The organism is Cellulomonas sp. URHE0023 (genome assembly GCF_000688475.1).
Classification (GTDB): domain Bacteria; phylum Actinomycetota; class Actinomycetes; order Actinomycetales; family Cellulomonadaceae; genus Cellulomonas.
Genome location: NZ_JIAN01000008.1, coordinates 140,461 through 162,434, shown reverse-complemented (window position 1 = coordinate 162,434; position 21,974 = coordinate 140,461). Strand labels below are relative to the sequence as shown.

The following is a 21,974-nucleotide window of genomic DNA, read 5'->3' as shown; positions in this document are numbered from 1 at the left end:
GGCGCTCAGCGTTGCGCGACGCTCCACGCGATGCCGTCGAGGATGTCGTGCTCCGACGTCACCACCGAGGTCAACGCTCCCCCGGCCCGTGCCACCTCGTCGCGGACCCTGCTCACGACCTCTCGCCAGACCAGGGCGCCCGCGCCGATCACGTCGACGCGCCCCGGGTGCATGAACCCGAGCGCAGCCCGGTCCGCGTGGTTGCGGGAGAGCAGGTCGTCGCAGGCAGCCAGCACGGCCTCGACGGACAGCACCGAGCCGTCGATGACCTGCGAATCGTAGGCGGCCAGTCCCAGGGCATGAGCCGTCACCGTGGTCACCGTGCCGGCGAGGCCCACCAGGGTGACCGCCTTGCCGAGCGGGACGTGCGCGGACGCCGTGTCGAGGGCCGCCGCGACGTCGGAGCGTGACCGGGCGATCTCCGCGCTGGTCGGGGGGTCCGTGTGCAGGTGCCGCTCGGTCAGCCGGACGCACCCGACGTCCATCGAGTACGCCGCCTCGACCGAGTCCGTGCCCAGGACGAGCTCCGTCGAGCCGCCGCCCAGGTCGACCACGAGGAACGGTCCCGGGTGGCTGCCGGCGAGCACCCCCGTGGCACCCCGGAAGGACAGCTCGGCCTCCTCGGTCCCGTCCACGACCTCGGGCTCCACACCGAGCGCCTCGCGCACACCGGTGACGAAGTCCGCGCGGTTCTCGGCATCACGGGACGCCGACGTCGCGACGAACCGCACGGCCTCGACGCCCAGCCCGGTGCAGATGTCGTTGTAGCGCCTGGCCGCGTCGAGCGTCCGCTCGAGGGCCTCCGGGGCGATCCGGCCGGTGCGGTCCACGCCCTGACCGAGCCGGACGACCTCCATCCGCCGGTCCAGGTCCACCAGGGTTCCGGCGACCGGATCGACGTCCGCCACCAGCAACCGGATCGAGTTGGTCCCGCAGTCGATGGCAGCCACACGCGTCACGGACCCATCCTCGCATCCCCGGGGTGGGCGCCGCGTGGGGTCAGCAGGTGCAGCGGTCCGGGCGCCACTCGTCGCGGATGAGGGCGAGGACCTCGTCGCCGATCGGGTTGACACCTGGGCCCGCGGCGAGCGCGTGGCCGACCAGCACGTGCAGGCACTTGACGCGCGTCGGCATGCCACCCGCGGAGATGCCGGCGATCTCCTCGACGTGCCCGAGGTCCTCGCGGTCCGCCAGGTACGCCTCGTGCGCACGCCGGTACGCCGCGGCGAGATCCTCGTCGGCAGCGAGGCGAGCGGTGAGCTCCTTCATGAGACCCGTGGCCTCGCGCGTGCTCACCGCGGCGACCGCCGGCGGAGACGTCAGGTAGTACGTCGTCGGGAACGGCGTGCCGTCGTCCAGGCGCGGGGCCGTGCGGACGACGAGGGGCCGACCGCAGATGCACCGGGCGGCGATCCCGACCACTCCGCGAGGTGGGCGACCCAGCTGCTCGGCCAGGACCGCGACGTCCTGGTCGGTCACCGCGTCGAGGGGCGTGCGTGTCACAGGGGTTCCGTTCCGTCGGGTGCGTCAGCCACCGGACGACGGGGCCGACGACCCATTGTCGCCCGGCACGGACGCATCCGGCGTCGCGGCCACCGGCGTCTCGCCCGCCACCTGCACCGACTCCCACACCGACGCGTACCACGGCCTGGTCTCACCGGCGTCGAGGGTCGCGGCCGGTCCCTGGTCGGTCGCCGCGACGCTGTCCGGGACCGTCTCCGGGTCGACCACGCGGAACGCCTTCTCGCCGGGCAGCACGAACGAGAGCCGCGCGCGGGCCTGCGTCGCCACGTAGGCAGGGTCGTTCCACCGGTCGAGGTCTGCCTGCAGGTCCTCGTTGCGCTTCTCGGCGGCGGCGACCTGCGCCCGCAGCTGCTCGACCTCCGACTTCTGCCGCAGGTAGGAGTTCAGGGTCGGGTACACCAGCACGAACGCGATGAGGAGGACGCACGCGAAGACCATCGCCCGGACCGTGAACAGCCGCGGCACGGCGACCTGCACCTGCTCCGCGCGCGCGGTGCCGCGCGGGGGTGTCGTCGGGTTCCCGCGGGTCGCGGGTCGGGTCGCCGCGGGTCGCGACGCCGACGAGGGCCGGGAGGCCGACGGCCCGGACCCGCGCGGCGGCTTCGGCGATGACGCGCGCGGCGGCTTCGGCGACGCCGGCCGTGGCGGCGTCGGCGCCATCAGGCGTGGGGTCGGCGACGATGCCGGACCAGGCGACGGCGACGACGCGCGCGGGGCCACCGTCGGGGAACCGCCGTCTCCCGGGGGCGCCGGGTCGACGCGCGGCGCGCCGGACGCCGTGCTCGTACCCCTGCGCGGCGTCGTGCGCCGAGGCCGCGCGCTCGGGGACGCCGGACGTCGAGGGGCAGACATGGGTGCGATTCTGCCCCGACGCGGGCCGACCCTGCCGGACCCCGCTCCGTGCGGGCGCGCCGGGATGTAGCCGAAGGGCGTCGACCGGGCTACCGCCGGGAACGACCCGGCAACCGCGTCGATGGGCCCGTGGCATCACGAAGGCCGGCCACCCCAAGGTGCGGGGTGACCGGCCTGTCGCGTCGCGTCAGCCCTTGAAGCGGGGGAACGCCGAACGACCCGCGTACACCGCGGCGTCGTCCAGCTCCTCCTCGATGCGCAGGAGCTGGTTGTACTTGTTGATGCGCTCGCCACGGGCCGGGGCACCGGTCTTGATCTGGCCGGCGTTCGTGGCCACGGACAGGTCCGCGATCGTGGTGTCCTCGGTCTCGCCGGAGCGGTGCGAGGTCATCGTCGTGAAGCCGCTGCGCTGCGCGAGCTCGACAGCGTCCAGCGTCTCGGTGAGCGTGCCGATCTGGTTGAGCTTGACCAGCAGCGAGTTGGCCGACTTGAGCTCGATGCCCTTGCGCAGGCGCTCCGGGTTGGTGACGAACAGGTCGTCGCCGACGATCTGCACCTTGTCACCGATGGTCGAGACCAGGTGGCTCCAGCCCTCCCACTCGTCCTCGGACAGCGGGTCCTCGATGGAGACCAGCGGGTAGTCCGCGACGAGCTGCTCGTAGTACGCCGACATCTCCGCGTTGGACAGCGACTTGCCCTCGAACTGGTAGGCGCCGTCCTTGAAGAACTCGGTCGCGGCAACGTCGAGCGCCAGGCCCAGGTCGACGCCGGGCGTGAAGCCGGCCTTCTCGATGGCGACCAGGATCAGGTCGAGCGCCTCGCGGTTGCTGGCCAGGTTCGGGGCGAAGCCGCCCTCGTCGCCGAGGCCCGTGGACAGGCCCTTGCCCTTGAGCACGGACTTGAGCGAGTGGTAGACCTCGACGCCGCTGCGCAGGGCCTCGCGGTACGTCGTGGCACCGATCGGCGCGACCATGAACTCCTGGATGTCGACGTTGGAGTCGGCGTGCGACCCACCGTTGAGGATGTTCATCATCGGGACGGGCAGCACGTGCGCGTTGGGTCCGCCGATGTAGCGGAACAGCGGCAGGTTGGCGGAGTCGGCGGCGGCCTTGGCCACGGCGAGCGAGACGCCGAGGATCGCGTTGGCGCCGAGCTTTCCCTTGTTCGCGGTGCCGTCGAGGTCGATCAGCGCGGCGTCGACCAGACGCTGCTCGGTGGCCTCGAAGCCGATGAGCTCGGGGGCGATCTCGTCGATGACCGCGTTCACGGCCTCCTCGACGCCCTTGCCCAGGTAGCGGGCGGAGTCGCCGTCGCGGCGCTCCACAGCCTCGAACGCACCGGTCGACGCGCCCGAGGGCACAGCGGCGCGAGCAATGGTGCCGTCGTCGAGGGCAACCTCGACCTCAACAGTGGGGTTGCCGCGCGAGTCCAAGATCTCGCGGGCGCCGACGGCCTCGATGCTGGCCATGGGAGCTCCTTCGACGAGCGGGTGGGTTTACGACCTCACCCTAGTGCCGCCGGGTGGTACCCCGAGTAGAGCCCTTCGGCCTTGGACGTCGCCCATTCCCGGAACGTTCACACGGCGAGCATGATCTGCTCGACCTGGACCTTGGCGTCGCCGAAGAGCATCGAGGTGTTCTCCCGGAAGAACAACGGGTTCTGGACGCCCGCGTACCCGGTGGCCATCGACCGCTTGAACACGACGACCTGGGCGGCCTTCCACACCTCGAGGACAGGCATCCCGGCGATCGGGGAGGAGGGGTCGTCGACCGCCGCCGGGTTCACCGTGTCGTTCGCGCCGATGACGAGCACGACGTCCGTCTCGGCGAGGTCACCGTTGATCTCGTCCATCTCGAGCACGATGTCGTAGGGCACCCGCGCCTCCGCGAGCAGCACGTTCATGTGGCCCGGGAGCCGCCCCGCGACGGGGTGCACCCCGAACCGCACCTCGATCCCTCGTGCGCGCAGCTTCCCCACGAGCTCGGCCACCGGGTACTGCGCCTTGGCGACGGCCATGCCGTAGCCCGGCGTGATGACGACGGTGCGGGCGCCCAGGAGCAGCTCGGCGACGCCGGGTGCAGTGATCTCGTGGTGCGTGCCGACCACGCCGTCCGAGGACACGACCGTGCCGCCCTCGGTGCCGAACCCGCCCAGGATCACGCTCACGAACGACCGGTTCATGGCCCGGCACATGAACCAGCTGAGGATCGCACCGGAGGACCCGACCAGGGCGCCGGTGACGATGAGCAGGTCGTTGCCGAGCATGAAGCCCGCCGCTGCGGCTGCCCACCCCGAGTAGGAGTTGAGCATCGAGACGACGACGGGCATGTCACCGCCGCCGATGGACGCCACCAGGTGCCAGCCGAGAGCCAGCGCGACGGCAGTCATGAGCAGCAGCGGGAGGACGCCGTGCGTCACCAGGAACCACGCCAGCAGCCCACCGCACACGACCACCATGGCGAGGTTGAGCCAGTTGCGGCCGGGCAGCGAGAGCGGAGCCGAGCGCATCCGTGCGGAGAGCTTGAGGTACGCGACGATCGAGCCCGTGAACGTCACCGCGCCGATCAGGACGCCGAGGAACACCTCGACGAGGTGTGCCGGGTCCGCAGGCTCGGTGAGGAACGAGTTGTAGCCGACGAGCACCGCCGCGAGACCGACGAACGAGTGCAGCACCGCGATCAGCTCGGGCATCTGCGTCATCTCGACCCGGCGGGCCTGCCAGGTCCCGACCGTCGCGCCGACGAGGAGCACGAGCAGGATCAGCGAGCCCGTGACCGCGACCGGCCGCTCGGAGTGGTCCAGCGCGAGCGCGACCGTCGCGGCCAGCGCGAGCGCCATGCCGACGATGCCCGAGAGGTTGCCGCGTCGGGCCGTCTCCTGCTTGGACAGACCCGCGAGGCTGAGCACGAAGAGCACCGCGGCGAGGAGGTAGACGGCCTGGGCGAGGGACTGAGGCACGTCAGGCGTCCTTCCGGAACATGCGGATCATGCGGTTCGCGACGAGGAAACCCCCGAAGACGTTGATGCTCGCGACCGACGCGGCCACGACGGCGAGCGTGGTCACCAGGGCGCTGTCGTCGCCGATCTGGAGCAGGGCGCCGACGAGGATGATCCCGGAGATGGCGTTGGTCTGTGCCATCAGGGGCGTGTGCAGGGAGTGGCTGACGTTCGAGATGACGTAGTAGCCGACGATGACCGCGAGCACGAACACCGTGAAGTGCCCGAGGAACGCGGCAGGGGCGAACGAGACCCCGAGCATCACCAGGACGGCGACGAGCGCGAGGGCGACCGAGCCGCGCTGCTTGCGCCGGGCGGCGTCCGCGGCACGCTCCTGGGGCGTCGGGCCGGCAGCGTCAGCCGGTGCCGGCTGGGCGGCCGACACCTGCACGGGCGGAGGTGGCCAGAGCACCTCACCGGCTCGCGTCACCGTCATGCCGCGCACGACAGGGTCGTCGAGGTCCAGCACGAGCTGACCGTCCTTGTCCGGGGTGAGCAGCTGGAGCAGGTGGACGATGTTGGTGCCGAAGAGCTGCGACGTGTGCTGCGGCATCCGGCTCGTCAGGTCGGTGTCCCCGACGATCGTCACGCCGTTGTCGCTCACCACGGTCCGTCCGGGGACCGTGAGCTCGCAGTTGCCCCCGCCCGACGCGGCCAGGTCGACGATCACGCTTCCCGCCCGCATCCCGGCAACCATCGCGGCAGTGATCGTCGTCGGCGCGTGCCCGCGCACGAGCGCGGTCGTGATGACGATGTCCGCGTCGGCGCTCTCGGCGGCGTACATCTGCGCCGTGAGCTCTTCCTGCTCGGCCGTCAGGGCACTCGCGTAGCCGTCGGCGCTCACGGCCTGCTGCGCCGCCTCCGCCTGGACGAAGGTCGCACCCATCGACTCGATCTGCTCTCCGACCTCGGGCCGGACGTCGAACGCGCGGACGCGGGCCCCCATGGCGCCGGCCGCCCCGATCGCCGCGAGTCCCGCGACGCCCGCGCCGATGATGAACACCCGGGCCGGGGGCGTCTTGCCGGCTGCCGTGACCTGACCGGTGAACATCCCGCCGTAGACCTGAGCCGCCTCGACGACCGCACGGTAGCCGGCGACGTTGGACAGCGTGCTGAGCACGTCCAGAGACTGCGCCCGGGAGACGCGGGGCACCGCGTCCAGCGCCAGCGCCGTCACTCCGCGCTCGTGCAGCTGCTCGACCAGCTCGGGTCGAGCTGCCGGTGCCAGCATCGCCACGAGGGTCGCTCCGGGCCGCAGGGTCTCCACCTCGGCGCTCGTGGGCGGGTTCACCTTGGCGACGACGTCGCTGGCCCACACCTCGGCCGCGTCGACCGTGCGCGCACCGGCCGCCTCGTAGGCCGCAGCGTCGAACGTGGCGCCGTCACCGGCACCTCGCTGGACGACCACGTCGTAACCGAGGCCCACGAGCTGGGCCACCGTCTTGGGCGTCGCCGCCACGAGCCGCTCACCCACCCGACTCTCCGTCGGGATGCCGATCTGCATCGCGATGCGCTCCTTCGTCGTCAAGCCGGGGGTGGCGTCCGAGGTCGTGCCGTTCAGGGTGCGGTCGTCGGCTCCTGCGCCCGCAGGGCGTGCTCCCATGCGGCCGCCGTCCGGCGCAGGGCACCCTCGGCATCCACCCCGGTGGCGCGCGCCTCCAGGACGAGTGCGAGCAGCCGCGCCCCGAGGTCACCGTCGGTGCCGTCGGGGGCCGACACGTCGAGGCCCGCACGCGCCGCTCGGTCCGCGACCTTCTGCGCCCGTGCCAGCGCGCCCAGGGCGATCGGGATGCCGTCCAGGGCCGAGGCCCGCGACTTCTCCGAGTTCTTCAGCTTGTCCCACTGGACGTGCAGGTCTGGGCTTGATCGTTCCGCCTCGACGGCCGCGGTCTCGAACACGTGCGGGTGGCGGCGGACCAGCTTCGCGACGAGGTCGGCGGCCACGTCGTCGACGTCGAACGGGTCCTGCGGGTCCTCTGCCGCGATGCGCGCATGGAACACGACCTGCAGCAGCACGTCGCCGAGCTCCTCACGCAACCCGGTCCGGTCACCGGTCTCGATTGCCTCCGCGAGCTCGTACGCCTCCTCGAGGGCGTACGGCACGAGGGACTCGTGCGTCTGCTCGGCATCCCACGCGCAGCCGCCCGGCGAGCGGAGACGGTCCATGACGCGCACGAGGTCGCGCAGCGCATCGGTCACCGGGTCAGGGACGGAGGCGGCGTTCAGGGCGTGGCCGACGGGCTGGGCGCCGGGCCGTCACCGGGCTCGCCGCTCGACGCGCCGCCCTGGGTCGCCGGGTCGATGACCCAGGCCGGGGGGACGGGATCGGTGATCGTGTTGCCCTTGCCGAGCGTGGCGAACCGCGGGTTGACCTCCACGTCGAGGTCAGCGACACGCTCGGTGATGTCGGCGGTCACCTGCTCCTGGCTCGAGAGGCTCGCGAGGTTGGTGACGGCGGCGAAGTACCGGGCGATCGCCAGCGACGCTGGGCTGAAGGTGGGGTGCGCGTCCGGTGTCGTCTGCTGGACGACCTGGTCGAGGAACGCCTCGGCGTCCTCGTCGGATGCTGCGACGCCCGCCTCGGCAGCCATCTCGGTGACCGTGGGCTCGATGACGAGCACACCCAGGATCGCCGCCGGCGACGCACCCTGGACGTACGGGCCGAGCTCGTCGAGGACGACCTGCACGTCCGAGGCGGGGATGCCGGTCCCGTCGACGACGGCCGCCGCACCGGGCTGCCCGGCGCAGGCCGACAGGACCGTTGCCGTCACGAGAGCCATGAGGGCACCCACCACCGAGCGCCTGCCGTGCACCGTCACCGAGACCTCCTGCGTCGTCGCTCGTCGATCGGGCCTCATCGTAGGGCCACTGCGCGGAACTCAGGCCCGCCTGGACCCCACCGCGGCCGCCGCCGAGACGTCCCCACGCACGACCGCGTCGATGAACTGCCTCGCCCACAGCATGACCTCGCGCCCCTGCACGGGCTTGCCGCCGATCCGGGCGGTCATGGGCCAGGGCACGAGCACCGTGCGGACGGTCGGCTTGAGCACCGCGCCCGGGTAGAGCCGCTTGAGCCGCAGCTGCGCCGACTCGGGCAGCTCGACCGGCGCGAAGCGCACGAACTTGCCCTGCGCGGTGACGTCGGACAGTCCCGCGCCGCGCACGTGCAGCCGGAACTCGGCAACCTCGAAGAGGTTGTCGACGGCGGACGGAACCGGGCCGTAGCGGTCGACGAGCTCGGCACGGACGTCGCCCAAGGTCGCTGTGTCGAGCGCCGCGGCGATCTTGCGGTAGGCCTCCAGCCGCAGGCGCTCGTGCGCGATGTAGTCGTGCGGGATGTGCGCATCCACTGGCAGCTCGATCGTGACGTCGGGGACCTCCTCCTCGACGTCACCGCGGAAGTTCGCCACCGCCTCGCCGACCATGCGGATGTACAGGTCGAAGCCGACACCCTCGATGTGGCCGGACTGCTCGCCGCCCAGGAGGTTGCCGGCGCCGCGGATCTCGAGGTCCTTCATCGCGACCGCCATCCCCGCACCCAGGTCCGTGTTCGCCGCGATGGTCTGCAGGCGGTCGTGGGCCGTCTCCGTGAGTGGCTTCTCGGGCGGGTAGAGGAAGTACGAGTACGCGCGCTCGCGCCCGCGGCCCACGCGCCCGCGCAGCTGGTGGAGCTGCGAGAGACCCAGCAGGTCGGCCCGCTCGAGGATCAGGGTGTTCGCGTTGGAGATGTCCAGACCCGTCTCGACGATCGTCGTGCACACGAGCACGTCGAACCGCTTCTCCCAGAAGTCGACGATGACCTGCTCGAGCTGGTGCTCGTTCATCTTCCCGTGCGCGACCGCGACCCGGGCCTCCGGGACGAGCTCCATGAGCCGCGACGCCGTCCGCTCGATCGAGTCGACCTTGTTGTGCACGTAGAACACCTGGCCCTCCCGCAGCAGCTCGCGCCGGACGGCCGCGGTGATCTGCTTCTCGTCGTACGCGCCGACGAACGTGAGCACCGGGTGCCGCTCCTCCGGAGGGGTCGCCAGCGTCGACATCTCCCGGATGCCCGTGACCGCCATCTCCAGCGTGCGCGGGATGGGTGTCGCGCTCATCGAGAGCACGTCGACGTTGGTGCGCAGCGCCTTGAGGGTCTCCTTGTGCTCGACGCCGAACCGCTGCTCCTCGTCGACCACCACGAGCCCGAGGTCCTTGAACCGCACCTCGCCGGTGATCAGGCGGTGCGTGCCGATCACGACGTCGACCGTGCCCTCGGCAAGGCCGGCGACGATCTCCTTGGACTCCTTGGGGGTCTGGAAGCGGCTGAGCGCCCGCACGTTGACGGGGAACCCGCTGTACCGCTCGGTGAACGTGTCGAGGTGCTGCTGGACCAGCAGCGTCGTCGGCACCAGGATCGCGACCTGCTTGCCGTCCTGGACCGCCTTGAACGCGGCACGCACCGCGATCTCGGTCTTGCCGTAGCCCACGTCGCCGCACACGAGCCGGTCCATCGGGATCGGCTTCTCCATGTCGGCCTTGACCTCGTCGATCGTGGCTGCCTGGTCGGGCGTCTCGACGTAGGCGAACGCGTCCTCGAGCTCGCGCTGCCACGGCGTGTCCGGGCCGAAGGCGTGCCCGGCCGTCGCCATCCGCGCGCTGTACAGGCGGATGAGCTCGGCTGCGATCTCCTTGACGGCCTTCTTGGCGCGGCCCTTGGTCTTGGCCCAGTCACCGCCGCCCATCTTCGACAGCGTCGGCGACTCGCCGCCCACGTACTTGGTGACCTGGTCAAGCTGGTCGCTGGGCACGAAGAGGCGGTCGCCCGGCTGGCCGCGCTTGGAGCTCGCGTACTCGATCACGAGGTACTCGCGGGTCGTCGCGGTGGAGCCGGAGCCGATGGTGCGCTGCACGAGCTCCACGAACCGGCCGACGCCGTGCTGCTCGTGGACGACGTGGTCGCCCGGGCGCAGCTGCAGGGGGTCGACGACGTTGCGCCGCCGGCTCGGCATCCGCCGCATGTCCCGGGTGCTGGTCCCCGCGCGCCCCGTCAGGTCCGCCTCGGAGAGCACCGCCAGGTGCAGAGGTTCGGCCACGAACCCCGTACCCACGGGCGCCGGCACCACGAGAACGACGCCGCCCTCGGGCTGCGTCTCGATCGACGCCACGAGCCTCGCGGGGACATCGGCGGCGCGCAGCTGCTCGACCATGCGTTGCGCCGGCCCGTGGCCCTCGGTCGCCAGCACCAGCCGCCACCCCGCCTGCTGGAGCTGGCGGACGTCGGCGACGGCCCTGTCGACCTCGCCGCGGTACCGCTCGACGTCACGCGCGGCGACCACGACGGTCCGCGCCGTCCCCGCCAGGTCGTCGGCGATGCCGGCGAGCTCGGCGGGCGCCTGGTTGCGGGCGGCGGTGTGCCCCGTGCCCGTGGTGGACCGTTCGGAGAAGTCCTCGGTCTCGGGCGACGCATCCTGCGCGGCGTCGACGTCCAGCGTGAAAGGGCTCAGCGTCCACCACCCCAGCCCGCGCACGGCCGAGAGGGCGCGCACCTCGGCGAACGACGCGAAGCTCGCCGCCGACAGGTCCAGGGGCGTCGCTGCACCTGCCGCCGCCGACGTCCACGCGGCCGCGAGGAACTCCTGCGTGGTCGCGACGAGATCGTGCGCACGTCGCCGCACGCGCTCGGGGTCGACCATCACGACCAGGCTCTCGTCGCGGACGAGGTCCAGCACCGGGACCATCCGGTCGACCAGCACCGGCGCGAGCGACTCCATGCCCTCGACCGCGATCCCCTGGCCGAGCCGGTCGAGCATGTCGGTCGCGGCGGGCAGCTGCGGGATGAGCTCGAGCGCCCGCGCACGCACCGCGTCCGTCAGGAGGATCTCCCGGCACGGCGGCGCCCAGACGCCGTGCTCGGCCACCTCGAGGCTGCGCTGGTCCGCCACCGAGAACCAGCGGATCTCCTCGACGTCCTCACCCCAGAGCTCCACCCGGAGCGGGTGGTCCTCCGTCGGCGGGAAGATGTCGACGATGCCGCCGCGCACCGCGAACTCGCCGCGCCGCTCCACCATGTCGACCCGCGTGTAGGCCGCGGCCGCCAGTCTCTCCGCGAGCGCTCCCAGGTCCACGCGGTCCCCGGTGCTGATCGCCACCGGCTCGAGGTCGCCCAGGCCCTCGACGACCGGCTGCAGCAGTGCCCGCACCGGGACGACGAGCACGCGGACCGGCCCTGCGTAGCCCTGACCCTCGGGGTGCGCCAGCCGCCGGAAGACCGCGAGCCGCCGGGCCACCGTGTCGCTGCGCGGCGAGAGTCGCTCGTGCGGCAGCGTCTCCCACGCGGGCAGGACCGCGACGTCGTCCGCCGGCAGGTAGCAGCGCACCGCTGCGGCCAGCTCGTCGGCGTCGCGCCCGGTCGCGGTGACCACGACCAGCGGACGCTGCTGGGCGAGAGCCGCCAGGAGCGGTGGGCGGATCCCTGCGGGACCGACCACGTCGAGCTCCCCACGGGCTCGGACCGAGTCGAGCGCCTCGGCGGCAGCAGGATCAGCAAGCAGGGCGGGAAGCAGACCAGAGAGGTCCATGAGGTCCTTCGGGTACGGGCTGGAGGGCAGCAGAACAGGCCCCAGATCCATCGAACCCGGGGTGCCGACCAGTCTACGAGCCCCCACCGACGGGCTAACCTCGGACAACGCTCGGCCAGCCACCGGACCGCCCTGGAGAAGACACACAGTGGAACCTGTCACCGTCGTGACCGTCTGCTTCGAAGCCGAGCTCCAGATGGTCGAGCTGCAGGCACGTTCGCTCGGGCTGTACCTCGACCCGGAGCACGTCACCTCCGTGCTGCTCCTCGACAACTCGCGGTCGGGGCTCGCGCCCGCGTTCGTCGACCGGCTGCTCCCCGCGTACGGCGCACTCGCCGACCGCGTCGAGGTGGTCCGTGCGGGGGACGTCGCCCCGTTGCCGTCGGCTGCCGGGTGGCGGACGCAGCAGATCCTGAAGCTCGAGGTCGCGCGGCGGATCACGTCGTCGCGCTACGTCGCGCTCGACGCCAAGAACCACCTCATCGCGCCCGCCCGCCCGGACTTCTTCGAGGCTGCCGACGGCCGCGCGCTCGTCACGTCGTACAGCTACGCCACCCACCCGTTGCAGCCGTCGCTGCGGCACGTCCTGACCTACCTGGGCCTGGACCCGGAGCCGCACGTCAGCCACTTCCCGGCGACCGTGACTCCGTACCTCCTCGACACGAGGGTCGTCCTCTCCCTCCTCGACGGCCTCAGCACCACGCGCACGTTCGCCGACGAGTTCGCACGCAACGACCTCACGGAGTTCTTCCTGTACGCGGGTTGGCAGCTCAAGGACGGGACGCTGGAGGAGCGCTACGACCTCTCCGGTGCTGCGTCACCGGTCGTGTGGCCCGGCGGCGCGACAGCCGAACGCGTGGCACGGACCATCGATGCCGCGCGCACCGGCCGTTCTCCGTTCTTCTCGGTGCACCGCAACGCGCTCCCGCGTCTCGACGACGACGCCCGCGCCATGCTCGCCGACCTCTGGGCCGACCGCGGGCTCGTCGCGAACCGTGACGACGGTCAGACGGTCCTGGCGGCCATGACCGAGCAGCAGCGCGCCCACAGCCCCAGGCGAACCGTCGGCGACGTTCCCCGACTGGCTCGCGTGGCGGCCCGCCGTGCTCTTCGTCGCGTCCGCCGCGCCGCTCCCTGAAAGGGAGGCGAACGGTCAGGCCAGCTCGCTCGCGAAGTCGCGCGTGGCTCCGTCGCCCTGGACCCCGTCAAGGGTCAGCAGCGCGCGGCGCAGGGCGGTGCTGGAGGTGTGCACCGTGTACGGGAAGTACACGACCTCGACCCCGACCTCGGCGAACCGCTTCTCCAGGTCGATGCCCTTCGGGGTGCCGCGCCAGTCGTCGCCCTTGAAGAAGACGTCGAAGGGAAGCTCTCTCCAGGTGTCGAGCTTGTCCAGGAGGGTCTCCGCGTGAACCTGGTCGACGTAGGAGATGTGGCTGACGATCTCCATGCGCTCGTGCAGCGGGATCACGGGACGCCGGCCCTTGGTCACCTCGAGCACCGCGTCGTCGACCACACCGGCGATGAGGTAGTCGCAGTGGTCCTTCGCGTGCCGAAGGATGTTCAGGTGTCCGACATGGAACAGGTCGTACGCACCAGGCGCGTAGCCGACGATCCGCGACACGTGACCTCCCGAGGTTCGCAGTCCGGGTGCCCGCGCCAGTGAGGGACCGCTGGTGCGCGGGGTCGCGCACCGGGATCAATGTAGGACAGAACCCCTCAGATCAGACATGGCCGACCGGGCGAAATAGTGCGGCCACGGTGCAGGTTCACCCGCTCGGCCGGACAGAAGTGCGCGAACCGGCCCCTTACGGGCGAACGGTGGGGAGCGAGAGCTGGTCCTTCGACGGCTCGGGCGGGTCCGTCGGGCGCTCGCGGGCCTGGTCGACGAGTCCCAGCGGGTCCCCGCCCGACAGGGCGAGCTCCTCGTCGAGGCCTCCCCCGCCGGGCACCGGCTCGGAGCGCAGCTCGGCCGTGCGCGCATCGGCGACCGCCGGCTGAGGCGTCGCAGGGGGCAGGGACGCGTCTGGCGGCGTCGTGGCGGCCACCGGCTCACCGGCCCGTGGCGCACCGGACTGCGGCACCTCGCCGGGCGCGACCGACGGCTTCACGTCGTCAGGTGCCACCGACTGCGTGGCATCGTCGGCTGCAGCCGACGTCTTACCGTCGTCAGGCGCCGGCTTCACGTCGTCACGACCCACCGACGGCTCGGCGTCGTCAGGTGTCAGCGACGGCTTGGCTTCGCCAGGTGCCGCCGACAGCTCGCCTTCCTCGCGAGCGGCGAGCGCCACATCCTCAGGAGTGCGCGGCCACTCGATCCACGCCGTCTCGGGCGTGATGTCGCGAGCCCCGTCCTTGTCCTTGCGGTACCGCTTCGGACGCGACGCCCGCTGCTCGTACGCGTAGCTGTCCGACGCTGCGACCTTCGCCCTGTTGAGGACCGACCCCACGATCCGCCCGCCGCCGAGGCGCACCGACGCGACCGCCTTGCGCAGCTGGGCCCGCCGGACCTTCGACGCGTCCATCACGAGCAGGAGGCCGGTGGTCATGCGCGAGATCACGACGGCGTCAGCCACCGGGAGCAGCGGAGGCGCGTCGATGATCACCGTGTCGAACTCCTTGGACGCCCAGTCGAGCAGCTCCTCGAAGTCACGGGACGCGAGCAGCTCGCTCGGGTTGGGCGGCACCGCGCCGGACGCCAGGACGACCAGGCTCGTGCCGACGGGCTGGTAGACCTCCTGGACGGTCGCCCGGCCCACGAGCACCTCGGTCAGGCCCACGGCCTCCTCGAGCCCCAGCTGACGTGCGATGGTCGGCCGTCGCAGGTCCGCGTCGATCAGCAGGACCCGGTCACCGGCAGCGGCGAACGACGCGGCGACCCGGGCGGAGGTGTACGACTTGCCCTCACCGGCGATGGCGGAGGAGAAGACGAACGACTTCGGGACGCCGACGCGTCCGATCATCTGGAGGTTGGTGCGGATGCGGCGGATCTCCTCGGCCTGCGGACCGCCCGCGAGCACGGCCTCGATGGGCCCCGTGCGGACCGCGTGCTTGTCGGCACGCAGCGTTCCGACCACCGGGACGTCGATCGCCTGCTCGACGTCCTCAGGGCGGCGCACGCGCGTGTCCAGGACCTCGCGCAGGTAGGCGGCGATCAGGCCGAGCAGAAGGCCCGCGAACAGTGCCGCCATCACGTTGCGCTTCGTGTTCGGCGCGATCGGGTTCTGGGGCGGGTCGGCCTCGTCGACGATGGTGACCTTGACGGTGGCCTCGCCGCTCTCGTTGGCCGGGGCCAGGCTCTCGATCACGTCCGCGGTGTTCGCCGCGACGGAGTTGGCGAGCGCGGCCGTGGCCTCCGGGTCGGTACCCGTTGCCGAGACCGTCAGGATCGAGGTGTTCTGCGGTGTCGCGGCGACGATCCGGTGACCGAGACGCTTGGCCGACGTGTCGAGCCCGAGCTCCTCGATCACCGGCGTCAGGACGATCGGGAGCGTCGTCAGCCGGGCGAACGAGAGCATCTGCCCCTGGGTGTAGCTCGACCCCTGGTTGAGGTCGGACGCGGAGTCACCGGCGGTCAGCGCGACGTACATGCTCGCTGACGCGCGGTAGACCGGCGTCGCGTTGGACGAGAGGTAACCGACCATCCCCCCGAGCAGCAGCACGGGCATCAGGACCCAGAACCAGTGCTTACGCGCGGCGGTCAGGAAGTCGACCAGTGACACCTGAACTCCTCTCGACGCGCGGCAGACCATCGATTGAATCACTCCGGAACGCCCCGACGCCGCTCAGCTCGGCGTGACGAGCGGGTGGTTCTTCGGCTCTGACCTCGGCGGAAGGTCCGGTGCGAGCAGTCTGCGCTACCGCCATACCCACCACGAACCAGAAGAACGTCGTGAACTGTGTGATGAAGGCCACGCTCGTCAGACCGGGGATGAGTGCGACGACGCTGACCAGCGAGGCGCTCCGGTACCCCCGCAGGAGGGCGACGATGGAGACCACGGCGCTGACCAGCAGCACGACGAGCGGGAGGATCCCGTAGTTCAGCCCGACCAGGATCATGGCGCTGTCGATCGACTCGAAGTCGCCGTACGAGGTGGTCCCCGCCGAGTCGCGAGACGTCGATGCCGACTGCCCGATCCAGCTCATCGCGGGGATCAGCGAGGTCAGGTCGCTGCGGTACTCGGCGCTGCCCTCCGCCTCCTGACCCGCGCTGGAGAAGATGCCGCTCGCGAACGAGATCGCGATGCCGACGCCGATGACCGCGGCGACGGCCGTCCAGGCCCGGAAGCTCTTGGACACCTCCCCCCGCAGGACGGTCATGCACAGGACGACGGCGAATGCCGTGCAGCCCATGCCGATGCGGCTGAACGTCAGGACCGACGCGGTACCGATCAGGACCAGGATCAGCGCCTTGAGACCCGCGTGCAGCCGGCTCGTCCAGGCGAACGGCACCGACATCGCCAGCGCGCCCCCCAGGGCGATCGAGTTGCCGAACGCGCCCTCGACCCGCGGGACCCCGCCACGGATGCGGATCCCGCTCCACCGCGCATAGGCGGGGTTGCTCGAGTGCAGCTGGGAGAAGAGGTTGTTGGCGGTGACGAACTCGACGATCGCCAGCACGGAGACCACGCCGAAGAACAGCGCGATGCACGTGGCCACGAACCGGGCGTCGATCCGGGCGCCCGCCACGCGTCCGGCCAGGTACGGGATGCCCCAGCCGATGATCGCGCCGTACGTCTGCACCAGGTCGACGTAGCCGACGATGAAGCAGACGGCGATGAGCCCGAGCACCAGCGCCATCACGCCGTCGTACACGCGCAGCGGGATCCGCTCACCGCGCCACAGTGCGACGACCATCACGATGGCGACCAGCGTCAGCGGCGTGAGGAAGACCTTCAGCGTGACGCCGAGCCACGGGGGGACGAAGCAGAGCATCACCACGAACGCCAGGAGACCCCACTGCGGGCGCGCGCGGACCGCCACCGCGAGCGTCAGGCCGAGCGCGGCGAGGACGAGCATGAACGCCATGGAGTCGATCTCACCCGCCGCAGGCATCGACGATCTCCTCACCACGGCCGGACACGGAAGGGGTCAGTGTGACGTACGGCCCTGAGGGTGTCGAGGAGCCCTGGGGCTGCACGTCGTTCGACGTGCAGCCCCGGGCTACTAGGCGATGCCGCGGGCGCTCACGTCGTCCCAGCTGAAGACGATCGCGCCGTTGCCGGTCGAGGACGGCGTGTAACCGCCGATCCCGATACCGGCCGGAACCTGCAGCTCAGGCGCCGAGTCCGTCCCGGTCACCTGCCACGTCGTCGGCTCCGGCTGACCGGCGATCCACACCCTGGCCCGCACTGTCGTCGGCGAGACGCCCTGCGCCTGGACCCGCACGTTCAGCTTCTGACCCCCCGCGACGGTCGCACCCGTCTGGGCGGCCGTCGCCGAGCCCAACGTCGTCTCCACGCCCGCCACGCGGCGTTGCAGCTGCAACGAGACGCCACCGGTGACCGCGTACTTGATGTTCAGGTAGTAGTCCGTCGTCGAGGCCACCGACCGGACCGCCACGAACGAGCGCGCGACCCCCGTGTCCGACAGGTGGTCCAGCGTGACCGACGCCGTCGCATCCACGTCCTGCTGCACGATCGGCAACCGAGCACGCGGTGTCGACCCTGCCGCGACGCTGAGCCTGCCCACGCCGCCCTGCACCGTGAACAGCGATGCAGAACCCGTCAGCGCCCACGTCCCGCCGAAGTCCGCAGCACCCCAACCGGACGCCGAGGTCCGGCTGAACGTGTCCGTCGCGAAGATCGGCGGACCCGTCGGCGCCGCCACCGTGATCGACGTGCTCGACGTCGCCGTGCCCCCACGGTTGTCCGTCACGGTCAAGCCGATCGTGTACGTCCCGTCCGCGGGGAACGTGTACGACGACGTCACACCCGTACCCGTACCCGAGGGCCCGAACGCCCACGCGTACGACACGATCGACCCGTCCGGGTCGGCAGACCCTGACGCGCTCACGTTCACCGTGCGACCGTCCGGCTGGACCGCCGCCGACATGACCGCGCTGGGCGGCACGTTCGCCGGCATGGCAACCGTGACGGGCACGCTCGTCGTCGCGGTGCCACCACGGTTGTCGGTGACGGTGAGCCCGATCGTGTACGTCCCGTCGGCCGGGAACGTGTAGGACGACGTCTTCCCGGTGCCCGTGCCGCTCGGCCCGAACGTCCAGGCGTACGAGGCGATCGTGCCGTCCGGGTCGGCAGACCCGGACGCGTTCACGTTCACCGTGAGACCGTCCGCGGCGACCACCGTGGTGAACGCCGCCGTCGGGAGGACGTTCGGCGGGTCGGTGACCGTCACGTCCTGGGTCACGGGCGCCGACGTCGCACCGTCGTCATCCGTGACCACGAGCGTCACCGGGTAGGTGCCGGCCGTGGTGTACGGGTGCGTCAGGCTCGCGTTCGCACCGGTCACGGTGGCCCCGTCGCCGAACGTCCACGTGTACGACGCGATCGTGCCGTCGGAGTCCGCGGAGCCCGCGGCGTCGAGCTGCGCCGTCAGGTCGGTGTTCGACCACGAGAAGGCTGCGGTCGGCGGCCCGTTCGGGCTGGTGAAGGTGTCCGTGGCAGCGAGCATCGCCGTAGCACCACGGTTGTCCGTCACCGTGAGGGTGACCGTGTGGTCGCCCGGTGTCGTGTAGGCGTGGTCAACGACCGCGCCGGTCAGCGTGGTGCCGTCGTCGAACGCCCACGAGTAGGACGCGATCGTCCCGTCAGGGTCGCTCGACGTCGAGCCGTCGAGGTGGATCGACAGGTCGGTGACGGTCTTGGTGAACGCCGCGACCGGCACGAGGTTCGGCACGGTGTTCGTGCCGATCTGGAAGTGCTGCAGCACGACGCCGGCCGGCAGGGCCGTGGAGTACACCGCGGCCTCGTCGATGGAGCCCTTGAACCAGGCCTGCGGACCCCACGTGGTGTCGCCACCGACGCGCCAGTAGCCCGTGTACACCTGCGCCCCCGCCTGCGGGCTCGAGGCCTGCAGGACGCCGTCGACGTAGAGCCTCATGCCCTCGGACGCCTGCGTGGCGACCATGTGGTGCCACTGCCCGTTGTTGTAGGAGCTCGGCGTGGTGATCGTGGTCGTGCTCGACCCGCCGGTGCGGACGCCGAAGGTGAGGCGCCCGTTGTTCTCCATGTACACGTGCCGGTCATAGCTGGTGGACGTTCCCGTGTTCCGGTTGCCGAAGCCGATCAGCTTCCCCCCGGTGGTGGTCGTCGTCTTGAACCACAGCTCCTCGCTGTAGACCGCCGGGCTCGAGATGCTCGACTTCGCGACGACGAAGTTGTTCGACGTGCCCGAGAACGAGACCGCGGTGTTCGAGACGCCGGTGAGCGCACCGGCGACGTTCTTGGTCACCGTGCCCACGTAGGAGCCGTCAGACGCCCACGGCCCCGCACTTGCAGCGGTGGTACCGACGGCCTCACCGAGACGCCAGTAGTACTCCGGCGCTTCGCCGCTCTGCCCCAGGACCGCTGCGCCGTACGCGTCGGCCGGCGTCGCCGGGAACGTGGAGCTGCGTCCGGAGCTCACCCAGTGAGCGTCGACCTTCTGGGCGGTGAGAGCCGTGGGGTAGATCGCGACGTCGTCGATCGAGCCGTTGAAGTACGGCGCACCGGCCCACGCCGAGTCGCCACCGATCCGCCAGTAGCCGGCCGGGATCGCCTGCGCCCCGGTGGTGTCGGTGCGCTGACCGATCCGCGCGCCGTCGACGTAGAGCTTCTCGCCCGTCGGGCCGAGCGTGCCGACCACGTGGTGCCAAGAGCCGTCGTTGTACGTCTTGGACGACGTCAGGGTCCGCTTCTGGCCCGGGTAGACGCCGAACGTCACCTGGCCAGAGGTCTCCATGTAGATGTGCCGGTCGTAGGAGCCGCTGTTGCCGGTGTTCTTGTTGCCGAACCCGACGATCTTGCCGCCCGCGGTCGTGGTCGTCTTGAACCACGCTTCGATGCTGAACGTCTGCGGGCCCTCGACCGGGGTCTGCGTGGCGACGAGCCCGGTGGTGGTCCCGGAGAAGGTCGACGCCGCGTTGGGGTCGGACCCGATCGCGCCGGTCGCTCCACGGGTCACACCGTCACCGGCGATGGCGTACGCCCCGCCGGCCCAGTCGTCGACCATCGTGGTCCCCGACGGCTCACCGAGCCGCCAGTAGGAGGAGGCGCCGTCGTTCAGGACGGCGGACGCGTACGAGCTCAGCGGGTCGGAGCTGACGGTCACGGGGACCCACGCGCTCTTGGTGACGTTGTTGAACGGGTCGGTCGCCGTGACGCGGTACTGCTGCGCGCTGCCCGGGGGCGCGGTGGTGTCCGTGAAGAACGTCATCTGCGGCTTCCAGAACGGCGTCTTGATCGTCACGGTCTGCAGCGGCGTCGTGTTGTCCGCTCCGCGGTAGAGCTTGTACGTCAGCGTCTCGTTGTCGCGGTCCCAGTTGGTCGGGTACGAGATCCGGACCTTGCCGATCGCCTGCGACGTCACGGACAGCGCCCAGTCGGTGCTCGAGACCCGCGCACCCTGCTTGTTCGGCGCCTTGCTCGAGACGGCGAACCGCGTCAGGCCCTGCTGGGGTGCACCGTTCACACCCGGGAACTCCCCGCCGTAGACCACGTAGTCGTTGTTGCCCGTGACGCTCCAGCCGGCCTGCCCCTGCCCGGTGTACGTGCCGGTGTAGAAGTCCGGGTAGAAGTTGAGCAGCGTCGGGGACGGCTCGCCGTCGTGGTCCGGGTAGCCGTAGATGTCCGGCGTGTTCACCCCGGTCGCGGCCTTGCTGAAGGCGGTGAAGCGGTAGGTGGACCACGGGTCCGTCTGCGGGAAGCCACCCATGTTGCCGCAGTAGTGCTCGTGGCTGACCACGTAGACGACGCCGCCGACCGGGAAGGAGGAGTAGCTGTCGCCGTGGCAGTCCGCGACCCAGATGAGCTCGCCCGTCGTGGCGTCGATCCGGAACGGGCCCTCGTCGTTTCCGCCTGAGCCGAAGTGGTAGCCCGTGCCGTAGATGCCCGACTCGTCGGCGTAGAGGCTGGTGATGCCCGAGCTGGCGCCGGCGTTGCGGATCTGGTTGTTCGCCGGGAACGACACCGGTGCGCCCGTCGTGGGGTCGACCGAGCCGAGGCCGTAGAACGGGCTCCCGCTCAGGCTCGTGAACCGGCCGCCGACCGCGACCCGCTGCCCGTCGGGCGTGACCGCCAGGGCGGTCACCGCGTCGTTGGTGTCGGCGACGAACGGCGTCATGGCACCCGTCGAGGCGCTGAACGCCGCGAGGTACAGGCGCGGGACCAGGGTGCCGCCCGTCGTGCTCGCGACGGACTTGAAGTTGCCGCCGACGTAGACGGTCGTGTTCGACGCGGCGATGGCGAGCCCGCTCGCCGCGAGGGTCGGCTTGAACCCGGCGACGATCGCGTTGGTCGCGGTGTCGAACGCCGCGATGCGCACGTGGTAGACGCCGTCGATCTTGCTGAAGTCACCCGTCACGTAGATCCGGGACCCGTCGGGCGAGCGCGTGATCGAGCGGACCTGGCCGTCGGCCACCGGCGCCCACGGCAGCAGCTGCCCCGTGCTGATGCTGAACGCCAGGAGGTTGGACCGGGGCACCGTGTCGACGCCCGCCGCGGCTCCCGCCGGACGTGCGGTCGTGAAGCTCCCCGCCACGTAGACGGTGTCGCCGACCGTGGTCTGGGACCACACCACGCCGTCGATCTGCGGGGTCGGCAACGCATCGGCCGACACGGTCGTCGGGGACGCCGGGTCCGAGGGGTCCGTCGGGGCCGTGTCGGCGGAGGCTGCGGTGCCGAGGCCGACGCCGATCAGCCCCGCCGCGGCCACGACGGCCACGAGGCGTCGGGTGATGTGACTGGTCCTGGACATTGAGTCCCTACTTTCCGGCGGCGCTGTGGGGGGCGGTCAACGTCCAGCCAAAACGGGACATTAGTCGCATATCGGTCCATCTGAGGCGGTGCGGGTCCGGAGTTCACCCAGTGGGTTCCGGTGGTGGTG

General features: G+C 71.1%; 15 protein-coding genes. 2 read left to right on the top strand and 13 right to left on the bottom strand.

Annotation, left to right across the window (positions count from 1 at the left end; genetic code table 11):
* Nucleotides 1-5: 5 nt before the first annotated feature.
* The 3 genes from N553_RS0115875 to N553_RS23095 are packed head-to-tail and all read right to left on the bottom strand — an operon-like array spanning nucleotide 6 to nucleotide 1,962.
* A complete protein-coding gene (locus tag N553_RS0115875; protein ID WP_028047349.1) occupies nucleotides 6-959 on the bottom strand; it encodes a Ppx/GppA phosphatase family protein in 954 nt (317 codons plus the stop codon).
* A 40-nt stretch (nucleotides 960-999) separates the two neighbouring features.
* Complete coding sequence (locus N553_RS0115870; protein WP_028047348.1) at nucleotides 1,000-1,503, bottom strand: DUF501 domain-containing protein; 504 nt, start codon at nucleotides 1,501-1,503, stop codon at nucleotides 1,000-1,002.
* Nucleotides 1,504-1,527: 24 nt separating this feature from the next.
* Nucleotides 1,528-1,962, bottom strand: a complete 435-nt coding sequence (locus tag N553_RS23095) for a septum formation initiator family protein (protein WP_034623043.1) — start codon at nucleotides 1,960-1,962, stop codon at nucleotides 1,528-1,530.
* Here N553_RS23095 and N553_RS0115860 point away from each other — a divergent pair.
* Nucleotides 1,937-2,446 (top strand): hypothetical protein, encoded by a 510-nt coding sequence (locus N553_RS0115860; protein WP_197030104.1) that lies wholly within the window; start codon nucleotides 1,937-1,939, stop codon nucleotides 2,444-2,446. The two genes, N553_RS23095 and N553_RS0115860, sit on opposite strands and share 26 nt — an antisense overlap.
* A 117-nt stretch (nucleotides 2,447-2,563) precedes the next feature.
* Here N553_RS0115860 and eno read toward each other — a convergent pair whose 3' ends face one another.
* The 6 genes from eno to mfd form a co-directional block, all read right to left on the bottom strand.
* Nucleotides 2,564-3,844: a phosphopyruvate hydratase gene (gene eno / locus N553_RS0115855; protein WP_028047346.1), complete on the bottom strand. Its 1,281-nt coding sequence runs from the start codon at nucleotides 3,842-3,844 to the stop codon at nucleotides 2,564-2,566.
* Nucleotides 3,845-3,951: 107 nt separating this feature from the next.
* Entirely contained in the window at nucleotides 3,952-5,334 is a 1,383-nt protein-coding gene (gene pntB, locus N553_RS0115850) for a Re/Si-specific NAD(P)(+) transhydrogenase subunit beta (protein WP_028047345.1), read from the bottom strand.
* Nucleotide 5,335: 1 nt separating this feature from the next.
* The gene (locus tag N553_RS0115845) at nucleotides 5,336-6,877 is read right to left on the bottom strand and encodes a Re/Si-specific NAD(P)(+) transhydrogenase subunit alpha (protein ID WP_028047344.1); all 1,542 of its coding nucleotides are present in this window, start codon (nucleotides 6,875-6,877) and stop codon (nucleotides 5,336-5,338) included.
* A 53-nt stretch (nucleotides 6,878-6,930) separates the two neighbouring features.
* The gene (locus N553_RS0115840) at nucleotides 6,931-7,572 is read right to left on the bottom strand and encodes a MazG family protein (protein ID WP_028047343.1); all 642 of its coding nucleotides are present in this window, start codon (nucleotides 7,570-7,572) and stop codon (nucleotides 6,931-6,933) included.
* A 23-nt stretch (nucleotides 7,573-7,595) separates the two neighbouring features.
* A complete protein-coding gene (locus tag N553_RS0115835) occupies nucleotides 7,596-8,192 on the bottom strand; it encodes a hypothetical protein (protein WP_028047342.1) in 597 nt (198 codons plus the stop codon).
* Nucleotides 8,193-8,252: 60 nt separating this feature from the next.
* Nucleotides 8,253-11,933, bottom strand: coding sequence for a transcription-repair coupling factor (mfd, locus tag N553_RS0115830; protein WP_028047341.1), 3,681 nt, complete (start codon nucleotides 11,931-11,933; stop codon nucleotides 8,253-8,255).
* A gap of 148 nt (nucleotides 11,934-12,081) precedes the next feature.
* On the opposite strand from mfd, the gene N553_RS0115825 reads away from it, so the two are divergent.
* Complete coding sequence (locus N553_RS0115825; RefSeq protein WP_028047340.1) at nucleotides 12,082-13,071, top strand: DUF6492 family protein; 990 nt, start codon at nucleotides 12,082-12,084, stop codon at nucleotides 13,069-13,071.
* A 15-nt stretch (nucleotides 13,072-13,086) separates the two neighbouring features.
* On the opposite strand, the gene N553_RS23090 is transcribed toward N553_RS0115825, so the two are convergent.
* From N553_RS23090 to N553_RS0115805, 4 genes are all read right to left on the bottom strand, one after another.
* Nucleotides 13,087-13,554, bottom strand: coding sequence for an adenylyltransferase/cytidyltransferase family protein (locus tag N553_RS23090; RefSeq protein ID WP_051640250.1), 468 nt, complete (start codon nucleotides 13,552-13,554; stop codon nucleotides 13,087-13,089).
* A 184-nt stretch (nucleotides 13,555-13,738) separates the two neighbouring features.
* Nucleotides 13,739-15,652, bottom strand: coding sequence for a polysaccharide biosynthesis tyrosine autokinase (locus N553_RS23085; protein ID WP_051640249.1), 1,914 nt, complete (start codon nucleotides 15,650-15,652; stop codon nucleotides 13,739-13,741).
* The gene (locus N553_RS0115810; protein WP_028047339.1) at nucleotides 15,618-16,985 is read right to left on the bottom strand and encodes a hypothetical protein; all 1,368 of its coding nucleotides are present in this window, start codon (nucleotides 16,983-16,985) and stop codon (nucleotides 15,618-15,620) included. The genes N553_RS23085 and N553_RS0115810 overlap by 35 nt, the downstream gene beginning before the upstream one ends.
* Nucleotides 16,986-17,096: 111 nt before the next feature.
* The gene (locus N553_RS0115805; RefSeq protein ID WP_028047338.1) at nucleotides 17,097-21,845 is read right to left on the bottom strand and encodes a LamG domain-containing protein; all 4,749 of its coding nucleotides are present in this window, start codon (nucleotides 21,843-21,845) and stop codon (nucleotides 17,097-17,099) included.
* Nucleotides 21,846-21,974 lie beyond the last annotated feature (129 nt).

What these genes read in the sequence shown, in the direction of transcription:
- N553_RS0115860 (WP_197030104.1), top strand. Translation starts at nt 1,937, where the DNA reads ATGAGGAGGACGCACGCGAAGACCATCGCCCGGACCGTGAACAGCCGC.
- N553_RS23095 (WP_034623043.1), bottom strand. Translation starts at nt 1,962, where the DNA reads ATGGTCTTCGCGTGCGTCCTCCTCATCGCGTTCGTGCTGGTGTACCCG.
- eno (WP_028047346.1), bottom strand. Translation starts at nt 3,844, where the DNA reads ATGGCCAGCATCGAGGCCGTCGGCGCCCGCGAGATCTTGGACTCGCGC.
- N553_RS0115845 (WP_028047344.1), bottom strand. Translation starts at nt 6,877, where the DNA reads ATGCAGATCGGCATCCCGACGGAGAGTCGGGTGGGTGAGCGGCTCGTG.
- mfd (WP_028047341.1), bottom strand. Translation starts at nt 11,933, where the DNA reads ATGGACCTCTCTGGTCTGCTTCCCGCCCTGCTTGCTGATCCTGCTGCC.
- N553_RS0115810 (WP_028047339.1), bottom strand. Translation starts at nt 16,985, where the DNA reads ATGCCTGCGGCGGGTGAGATCGACTCCATGGCGTTCATGCTCGTCCTC.
- N553_RS0115805 (WP_028047338.1), bottom strand. Translation starts at nt 21,845, where the DNA reads ATGTCCAGGACCAGTCACATCACCCGACGCCTCGTGGCCGTCGTGGCC.